Here is an 8,927-nt window from a genome sequence, read left to right on the forward strand (position 1 = left end):
AGTCGGGAATGGTGAGAGCCCGATAAGAATGGGTTAGTGGAATGGACTTGTGAGAGGCTGCCTGAACCATAGTAGGGCAGCACGGAGTTCCGCCGTTAAAAGGATAGGGTATCGGACTTAAGGGTTCTGTATCTGAAAGAGGAAGCTGTAAGTAACAGCTTCAAAATGAGGTGGCACCACGACTTTAGAATCGTCCTCTATATGCATAAGTTTTATTGATTATGCATATAGAGGACGATTTTTTATTTTTTTACGAAGGGATGCAGATCACATGAAAACGAAAAACGCTTTTTTCTTTAAGGAATTAAAAGGAGATACATTCACTCCTATCTCCATTTTGCAGAAAATTAGTGGAAACAAGAAATTCTTATTAGAAAGTTCACATAAATACCATGACTCAGGACGCTACTCTTTCATTGGGTCTGACCCGGCTTTTGAACTCATCTCCACTGGTGACAAAAATGAAATTCATTATCGAAATGGCGATAGGAAGGTTATACAAGGTAATCCACTTGAAATGATTAAGACATTGCTGCCGCAAATTGATGAAGCGCCTTTTCCGTTTATTGGCGGGGCAATGGGGTATGTCGGCTATGATATCATCCGTCAATTCGAAGTTATTGGTGAAGAGTATCCAAATGGATTGCAAATGCCTGACGTCCATTTAATGTTTTATGAAGAAGTCATTGTTTTTGATCATCTTGAAGAAAAAATAACGATTTGCGGACTGTCGCTTACTGAAGATGGCGATAGAGATTTACTTGAAAAAAGGCTGGAACAAAGAATGGGAGAACTAAAGCAGCCTGCCCAATATCATGATGACAAACCTTTTCAATTTACCGGCTTTCAGTCGGAAACCTCAAAAGAAGAATTTATTGAAAATGTAGAAATAGCCAAAGAGCATATAAAAGCAGGTGATATTTTTCAGGTGGTACTCTCAAGACGAATGAAGTCATTGTTCCAAGGCTCACCGTTATCACTTTATCGCAAACACCGTGCCCATAACCCGACACCTTATATGTTTTATATTGATTTCGAAGCTTATACCGTAATCGGTTCTTCCCCTGAAAGCCTTATAAAGACAAGAGGTTCACAGGTGTACGCTAATCCAATCGCTGGTACAAAAAGAAGAGGAAAAACAGCCGAGGAAGACCATCTGATTGAAAAAGAGTTAAAGAGCGATGAAAAAGAATTGGCAGAGCATAAGATGCTTGTTGACCTTGGGAGGAATGACTTAGGCAGGGTTTGTGAATATGGGTCAGTAACGGTGGATAAGTATATGCAGGTTGAAAGGTTCCGCCATGTCATTCATCTTGTTTCAGAAGTTAGCGGAACGTTAACAAAAGAGCATAGCAATCTTGACGCACTTGCTGCATGTCTTCCAGCAGGCACCGTCTCAGGGGCACCGAAAATAAGAGCGATGGAGATTATAAATAAATTAGAGAAATCAAAACGCGGGCTTTATTCCGGTGCTATAGGTTATTTATCCGCCAATGGAAATATTGATTTTGCCTTAGCCATTCGTACGATGATTTTGAAAGAAGGGACCGCTTATATACAGGCAGGTGCAGGGATTGTCCATGACTCCAATCCGGAGTCAGAATATGAAGAAACCATCAATAAACTAAAAGCCTTTTTGGAGGGAGAACAATGATTTTACTAATTGATAATTTTGACTCCTTTACGTTCAACCTTTATCAGTATTTAGGTGAATTAGGAGAAACCGTTTCGGTTATGAGAAATAATCAACTTACTATTGAGCAAATAAGGGAAATGAATCCGAAGGCAATCATCCTGTCCCCAGGACCTGGGAAACCAGAAGATGCAGGAATTTGCATTGAGGCTATTCAAAATTTATATCAAGAATTTCCTATCCTAGGGATTTGTTTAGGACATCAGGCAATCGGTGCTGCTTTTGGCAGTGAAATTAGAAGAGCAAACGTTATTAAACACGGAAAAACATCACAAATCACGCATAATGGCTTCGGAATTTTTTCCTATTTACCTTCGCCATTAGAGGTAATGCGCTATCATTCCTTGGTTATCGATAAGGATACTCTTTCTTCCGATTTGGAATGTGTCGCTCAATCTATGGATGACCAAGAAGTAATGGCTATAAAACATCGGTATTATCCAGTATTTGGTTTACAGTTTCATCCAGAATCGATTGGCACACCAACAGGAAAGCAATTGCTCAAAAACTTTTTAACTCAGATAGAAGGGAAGATGAAAAATGAAGAACTTTCTACTCCAATTAGCTGACGGTGGATCCTTTTCAGAGCCTCAAATGAAGGAAGCGATGGATCTATTATTAGGTGAAGAAGTTTCTGAAAGTGAAATTGCAGCCTTTTTAATGGGTTTAAAGTCAAAAGGTGAAACAGTCGAAGAAATTACTGGCATTGTCAAAGGTCTAAAGGAGAATACTCTTCCGTTCCGCAAGAAATTTCCAAATGTTCTCGATAATTGTGGCACTGGCGGAGATGGTTCTTCAAGTTTTAATATAAGTACCACTTCGGCATTTGTTATTGCAGGTGCAGGAATCCCTGTTGCCAAACACGGAAACCGGAGTATATCGAGCAAAACAGGAAGTGCGGATGTGCTTGAGTATTTAGGAATTAATTTAAATTTATCAGTAGAACGAACAGAAGAGATTCTCGATGAACTTGGTATTGCCTTCTTATTCGCACCACATGTTCATCCCAAACTTAAGAAGGTAATGACCGTTAGAAGACAATTGAAAATCCCAACCATCTTCAATTTTATCGGACCACTTACAAATCCTATTGATTTGGACTATCAATTACTCGGTGTCTATCGCAGGGACTTACTCCCTGTATTTGCGGAAGTACTGCAAAATCTGGGGCGTAAGCGGGCAGTTGTTATCAATGGGGCAGGCTTTATGGATGAGGCTTCACTTCAGGGGGAGAACCATCTGACACTTTTAGAAGATGGAGTGATTTCCAAGCAAAGCTTTGTACCAGGTGAAGTGGGGCTTCCACAGTATGATAACAGTGCCATTAAGGGCGGAGATTCTAAAGAAAATGCGCTCATTCTTAAGAATGTTCTTTCTGGCGAAAAGGGTGCCTGCCGAGATACCGTGCTATTAAATGCAGGAATAGGAATTTATGCAAGCGGAAGGGCAGAAAACATTGCTGATGGAATTAGCATCGCAAGGGATGTCATTGACTCAGGGGCTGCCTATGAAAAATTACAAGGTTTAATCGAAATGACGAGAAAAGGTCAAAGAGAGGCGATATAGAGTGGAAACGATACTAGATCGAATTATTGAAGAAAAACGAAAAGAGGTTCAAAAACTTCGCGAAGGAAATTTCATAAAAGTGGAAGCGAAGCCTAGAAGATCCTTTATCCATAAATTAACGGCAGCAGATGAAATTGCTATTATTTCAGAATTTAAACGAGCGTCTCCATCGAAAGGAATCATTAACAGTGGGGCTGATCCGGCTGAGCAGGCAGTAAGATATGAGCAGGCAGGAGCATCAGCTATTTCTGTTCTAACCGATTCAACTTTTTTTAAAGGCTCCTTTTCAGATTTAAGAGCGGTAAGAGAGGCAGTGGATTTGCCTATCCTTTGCAAGGATTTTATTATTGATTCCAGTCAAATTGACATGGCCGCTGAAAATGGTGCAGACATAATCCTTCTGATTGTGGCCGCATTGGACCAAGAGTCCCTCATTAAGTTGTATCAATATGCACAAGGTTTGAATTTAGAGGTGTTAGTGGAGGTTCATGATCAAGTTGAGTTAGAAAATGCCCTTCAAATAGGAGCTCAATTAATCGGTGTGAACAATCGAGATTTAAAGACTTTTACTGTCTCACTTGAGACAACGGAATCCTTGGCAAAATCCATCAAGGATGCAGGTGCCTTTCTTATTAGTGAAAGTGGGATACATCAGAAGGAAGATGTGGAGCGTGTACGTAACGCAGGGGCAAATGGAATTTTAGTTGGAGAAGCATTCATGAAGAGCCCTGACCTATTACAATCCTTCAAGGACTTTAGGCTGCCACTTGCAGGGGGATTACAACAATGAAGGTGAAAATTTGTGGTATTACGGACCTTACGACTGCAATTGCAGCTGTTGACTATGGTGCTGATGCCCTCGGATTTGTTTTTGCAGAAAGCAAACGTAAGATTACAGAAGTAAAGGCAAAGGAGATTATTGCCCACTTACCGAAAGAGGTAATAAGGGTTGGGGTGTTTGTCAATGAGTCGAAAGAGAGGATAGAAGAAATTGCTTCAAGTGTGGGTCTCACTCACGTTCAGTTACACGGTGATGAAACTACAGTGTTTAGTGAATCCCTTTCGTACCCGGTTATAAAAGCAATAAGTATTCATGACGAACAGAGCTTAAAGACAATAGAAAATTATAAATGTGAATACGTTTTGATTGACGGACCAAAAGGGAAATACAGAGGAGGAAACGGCTTATCCTTTGACTGGAACAGCATTTCTGCAGAGGATCTTAAGGATAAAAAAGTGATTCTTGCTGGTGGATTGCATGATAAAAATGTGGAAGAGGCAATTAATCTGATTAAACCGTACATGGTCGATGTAAGCAGCGGTGTTGAGACTGAAGGAAAAAAGGATCTAAACAAAATCCAATCATTCATAATTAAGGCTAAAGGGAGCCAAACGGGAGGAACGCGGAATGAATTCATATACACTGCCGAATGAAAAAGGGCAATTTGGTATTTATGGCGGAAGGTTTGTACCAGAAACACTTATGAAAGCTGTTCTTGAGCTGGATGAAGCTTATAAAATCGCAAAAGAGGACCCAAGTTTCCAAGCAGAAATTGATGGATATTTATCGGAATATGTGGGGAGAGAGACACCGCTTTATTTTGCAAAGAATCTTACAAAATACGCTGGCGGAGCTCAAATTTATCTTAAAAGGGAAGACCTGAACCATACAGGTGCCCACAAAATCAATAATGCTATCGGTCAGGCTCTGTTAGCGGTTAGGATGGGAAAAAGAAAAATCGTTGCCGAAACCGGTGCAGGGCAGCATGGAGTTGCAACCGCAACAGTGTGCGCTTTATTAAATCTTGATTGCATTATTTTTATGGGAGAAGAAGACATCAAACGACAGGCATTAAATGTATTTCGAATGGAGCTGCTTGGAGCAAAAGTTGTAAGCGTTACTTCTGGCAGTTCAACCTTAAAGGATGCCGTAAATGAAGCTTTACGCTACTGGGTTGAACATGTGGAGGATACACACTATCTATTAGGTTCTGTTATGGGACCACATCCCTTTCCGGTAATGGTAAGAGATTTTCAAAGTGTGATTGGCAAAGAGACGAAAATACAGTTTTTTGAACAGGAAGGAAAGCTTCCTGAAGCGGTTGTCGCCTGTATCGGCGGTGGCAGCAATGCCGCTGGAATGTTCCATCCCTTTATTGAAGATAAAGAAGTAAGTCTTTATGGCGTAGAAGCAGCCGGACAGGGAACTGACACCGATTTTCATGCAGCTTCACTCACAAAAGGAAAACCAGGAGTTCTCCATGGTGCACTCATGTACTTATTGCAGGATGAAGATGGTCAGATAATCGAAGCACATTCGATTTCAGCTGGACTTGATTATCCTGGTGTAGGACCAGAACATAGTTACTTAAAAGACAGTGGAAGAGCGAATTATCGGTCGATAACGGATAAAGAAGCATTGGATGCCTTTCAGCTTTTATCGAAACTAGAAGGTATTATTCCAGCTCTTGAAAGTGCACATGCCGTAAGTTTTGCTGTTAAACTTGCTGCTCAAATGAAGGAAACAGAGCATATAGTTGTTTGTTTGTCAGGACGTGGAGATAAAGACGTAATGGCTGTAAAAGAAAGGTTAGAAAGGGAGAGAGCATAATGAATAGAATTGAACAATCATTTAAGACTTTATATGAACAAAATGAAAAAGCTTTTATTCCCTATATTATGGCTGGAGATGGCGGACTAAATATTCTAGCTGAACGGCTCAGTACTTTGGAGAGATTTGGCGCAACACTCATTGAAGTGGGAGTTCCTTTTTCCGATCCTGTAGCAGATGGTCCGACCATACAACAAGCAGGTATTAGGGCACTTCAAAATGGAACAACATTAAGGGGGATTATTGCTGAACTTACAAAAGCCAGGGAAGTAGTTTCTATCCCTATCGTGCTTATGACTTATCTAAATCCTATCTATTCATATGGGATTTCTACATTCGCACAAGATATTGCGAATGCCGGAGTAGACGGATGTATTATTCCTGATCTTCCGATTGAAGAAGAAGAGTTGCTTGCTGAGGAGCTCGAAAATGTCGGGATTGAACTAATCCGGCTTGTTACGCTGACCTCCCCAAGTGAGCGAATTAAGGAAATATCGAGTCGAGGTAATGGCTTTTTATACACAGTAACGGTAAAAGGTATAACCGGTACGAGAAATGAATTCAATCAAGAAGTGGTGGAATTTTTAAAGAGAGTGAAGGAAATAAGTCCGATTCCAGTTGTGGCTGGGTTTGGAATATCAACCGAAGATCAAATTAAGGAGTTAACCCCTCATTGTGACGGAGTGATTGTCGGCAGTAAGATTGTCGATTTACTCAATAAAAACGACATCAATGGGTTGGAAAGCTTTATGTCTGTTCTTAAACCAGAAAAAAACATTAGGTAGGAAGAAAAAAAATCTACTCATTATGAGTGGATTTTTTTGTGCTAGTGTCATTTGTTACAGCAACACTATAGAATATTTACTATAATTTTGTTAGAAGATTAAGTTTGGTTAAGTTAGGATGAGGTTGTATGATGAAGGTGAAGGAAACAATCAACTCATTAATTGCAGGTATTGATGGTTTTTCAGGCAGCTCCTACAAAGTTCATGTTGATTTTTTTCGGAATTCATTTACTGTCTTTGAATGGAGAAACAAAGACAATATCCTCCCATTTACCAATCTTGAGAATAAATCAATTGGAAACATAATGGATTTTAAAAGTGAAATTTATTCAATGAAAATTTGGGAATGGGAACCATCATATCGAAACGAAGAAGGAATCATTCTTGATGGGAAATATTGGTCGATTAGGGTAAATACAAAACACAAAGTTTATGAGAGTGAAGGAATTGAATGTTTCCCACCAGACTGGAAACGATTTTGTCATGCAGTTGAAAAATTAACAGGAATACCCTTCAGGTAAAACCTCTACCTATCAAATTGGCAGGAATGTCTTCTTGATACCTCCGTATATCTCTTATATAATTAGTCTATACTTTTACTGAACTTCTTTGTAATTTAACCATTTATTAGGGATTTCCCTTTAATTTGTTATTTGAAACTTCCAGTCTTGGAAGTTTTGTTTGTTTTAAGCCAGTTATTATTAAAATTAGATAGTAAAAAAGAGGAGTTAATATAAAATGAAGGAAATTACTGTTGAGGAATTACAAACGTTAAAGAATCCCATCATCATTGATATTCGTTCACCAATTGAGTTTAAGGATGGTTCAATTCCGGAAGCAATAAACATTCCTTTATTTACGGACAAAGAGCGTGAGGAAATTGGAACCATTTATAAACATGAAGGACAAGCTGCAGCTAAATGGAAAGCGATGGAATTTGTTTCACCTAAAATCCCTGCGCTTCTAAAGCAAATTCAAGAAGCTATGCAAAATGGGGACGAATTAGTCATTCATTGCTGGCGCGGGGGAATGAGAAGCAAGGCGGTCGTAACCTTTTTAGAATTTGCAGGGATATATGCAATGCGTTTAACAGGCGGCTATAAAGCGTACAGACAATACATTCTTAAGCAAATTCCGGGGATGTTTCCAGAAAAGGCAGTTGTATTACATGGACTAACTGGAGTTGGTAAGACAGAAGTTCTGAAGAAATTGAAGTCTCTTGGGTACCCAATTCTTGATCTTGAAGAAATGGCTGCCCATCGAGGGTCTATTTTTGGCACAATTGGGCTAGGAGAAGGGCATAATCAAAAGATATTCGATTCCCTTTTATACAAAGGACTAAAAGAAATACAAGGTTCTGCTTATTTTGTGATGGAAGCTGAAAGCAAACGGATTGGGAAAGCTGTTCAGCCTGGAGAGCTTATGGATAAGAAAATGAAGGGGATTAATATTTATATCCACACCTCTTTAGAGCAAAGGGTTATTCAGCTTGTTAATGAATATGTTTTGCCATATCAAAATGAACCATGGTATCAAGACCAAATTTCAATTGGGATTGAAAAAATCTTGAGAAGAATTAAAGACCATGATATGAAAAAGGCACTGCTTCAAACTTTAGAAAATAAGGATTATCAAACGATGATTGGTATTTTACTAGAACATTATTATGATCCCCGCTATGATCATGCCACTCTTGAATATGATGGGAAGTTTATTGATGTCTATGCGGACGATGCTAACCATGCAAGTATGAAGGTAATGGAAGAAATTGATAAACTTTTCGTGAAAAAGAAAGAGGTCTTTGAAGGTCAAGTTTAAACTGAATGGGAAAAAGATTAATATAGTCACGGAATTGTAACGAATGAATGAAAATTCTAAATTATTCCACAACTATTTCCTGCTATTTCAGATTATAATAAAAGTATAATCAATAATAGAAAGGAAGCTTAACGATGAGGGAATCAAAAATTTACCACCACCGCTTAGTGGATTGTCAGGATCATGTCGCTTTTACAGTAGAAGATGGAATTAATGTGTTCAGTGGAAGTGCTGCTATTAAAACCTGCATAAATTGTGGACATAGGGAATTACCTAGCGAGGTAAAAGAAATAGTCAACTCGTCCATAAGCGAAAAAAGAAAAAAACCTCTATTCCCAACAAAACTGATTGACCTAACAAAGGGTTTCTTATAACTTCAAAAGCTCTAAGGCCGGACACTCCGGTCTTTTATTTTTTATAGTAAGGCTGTGTTAAAGGAAGCTGTTGATTTGTG

General features: G+C 39.1%; 10 protein-coding genes and 1 other annotated feature (1 of these 11 cut by a window edge). All 10 genes read left to right on the top strand.

Going from position 1 to position 8,927, the window contains the following annotated elements:
• Positions 1-201 (top strand) — a binding site (T-box leader); it begins 49 nt to the left of the window's first position.
• A 70-nt stretch (positions 202-271) separates the two neighbouring features.
• The gene (trpE, locus tag CHI06_RS15980; protein ID WP_095249621.1) at positions 272-1,654 is read left to right on the top strand and encodes an anthranilate synthase component I; all 1,383 of its coding nucleotides are present in this window, start codon (positions 272-274) and stop codon (positions 1,652-1,654) included.
• Positions 1,651-2,262: an anthranilate synthase component II gene (locus tag CHI06_RS15985; protein WP_095249622.1), complete on the top strand. Its 612-nt coding sequence runs from the start codon at positions 1,651-1,653 to the stop codon at positions 2,260-2,262. The genes trpE and CHI06_RS15985 overlap by 4 nt, the downstream gene beginning before the upstream one ends.
• Entirely contained in the window at positions 2,234-3,259 is a 1,026-nt protein-coding gene (trpD, locus tag CHI06_RS15990) for an anthranilate phosphoribosyltransferase (protein ID WP_095249623.1), read from the top strand. The genes CHI06_RS15985 and trpD overlap by 29 nt, the downstream gene beginning before the upstream one ends.
• 1 nt (position 3,260) lies before the next feature.
• A complete protein-coding gene (gene trpC, locus CHI06_RS15995) occupies positions 3,261-4,049 on the top strand; it encodes an indole-3-glycerol phosphate synthase TrpC (RefSeq protein WP_095249624.1) in 789 nt (262 codons plus the stop codon).
• Positions 4,046-4,693, top strand: coding sequence for a phosphoribosylanthranilate isomerase (locus CHI06_RS16000; protein WP_095249625.1), 648 nt, complete (start codon positions 4,046-4,048; stop codon positions 4,691-4,693). The genes trpC and CHI06_RS16000 overlap by 4 nt, the downstream gene beginning before the upstream one ends.
• On the top strand, positions 4,668-5,870 hold the full coding sequence (trpB, locus tag CHI06_RS16005; protein WP_095249626.1) for a tryptophan synthase subunit beta: 1,203 nt from the start codon (positions 4,668-4,670) through the stop codon (positions 5,868-5,870). The genes CHI06_RS16000 and trpB overlap by 26 nt, the downstream gene beginning before the upstream one ends.
• The gene (gene trpA, locus CHI06_RS16010; RefSeq protein WP_095249627.1) at positions 5,870-6,655 is read left to right on the top strand and encodes a tryptophan synthase subunit alpha; all 786 of its coding nucleotides are present in this window, start codon (positions 5,870-5,872) and stop codon (positions 6,653-6,655) included. Before trpB ends, trpA begins: the two co-directional genes overlap by 1 nt.
• A 128-nt stretch (positions 6,656-6,783) precedes the next feature.
• Complete coding sequence (locus CHI06_RS16015; RefSeq protein WP_095249628.1) at positions 6,784-7,176, top strand: hypothetical protein; 393 nt, start codon at positions 6,784-6,786, stop codon at positions 7,174-7,176.
• Between the two features lie 217 nt (positions 7,177-7,393).
• Positions 7,394-8,473 (top strand): tRNA 2-selenouridine(34) synthase MnmH, encoded by a 1,080-nt coding sequence (mnmH, locus tag CHI06_RS16020; protein WP_095249629.1) that lies wholly within the window; start codon positions 7,394-7,396, stop codon positions 8,471-8,473.
• Between the two features lie 134 nt (positions 8,474-8,607).
• Positions 8,608-8,847 carry a hypothetical protein gene (locus CHI06_RS16025; RefSeq protein WP_095249630.1) on the top strand — a complete coding sequence of 80 codons (240 nt, stop codon included), beginning with the start codon at positions 8,608-8,610 and terminating at the stop codon, positions 8,845-8,847.
• Positions 8,848-8,927 lie beyond the last annotated feature (80 nt).

It is taken from the genome of Bacillus sp. 7884-1 (assembly GCF_002272245.1).
In the GTDB taxonomy this organism is placed as follows: domain Bacteria; phylum Bacillota; class Bacilli; order Bacillales; family Cytobacillaceae; genus Neobacillus.

Bases quoted from the DNA above. Each gene is read 5' to 3' on its own strand.
- trpB (WP_095249626.1), top strand. From the start codon at position 4,668: ATGAATTCATATACACTGCCGAATGAAAAAGGGCAATTTGGTATTTAT.
- CHI06_RS16000 (WP_095249625.1), top strand. From the start codon at position 4,046: ATGAAGGTGAAAATTTGTGGTATTACGGACCTTACGACTGCAATTGCA.
- trpA (WP_095249627.1), top strand. From the start codon at position 5,870: ATGAATAGAATTGAACAATCATTTAAGACTTTATATGAACAAAATGAA.
- CHI06_RS16025 (WP_095249630.1), top strand. From the start codon at position 8,608: ATGAGGGAATCAAAAATTTACCACCACCGCTTAGTGGATTGTCAGGAT.
- CHI06_RS16015 (WP_095249628.1), top strand. From the start codon at position 6,784: ATGATGAAGGTGAAGGAAACAATCAACTCATTAATTGCAGGTATTGAT.
- mnmH (WP_095249629.1), top strand. From the start codon at position 7,394: ATGAAGGAAATTACTGTTGAGGAATTACAAACGTTAAAGAATCCCATC.
- trpE (WP_095249621.1), top strand. From the start codon at position 272: ATGAAAACGAAAAACGCTTTTTTCTTTAAGGAATTAAAAGGAGATACA.
- trpD (WP_095249623.1), top strand. From the start codon at position 2,234: ATGAAGAACTTTCTACTCCAATTAGCTGACGGTGGATCCTTTTCAGAG.
- CHI06_RS15985 (WP_095249622.1), top strand. From the start codon at position 1,651: ATGATTTTACTAATTGATAATTTTGACTCCTTTACGTTCAACCTTTAT.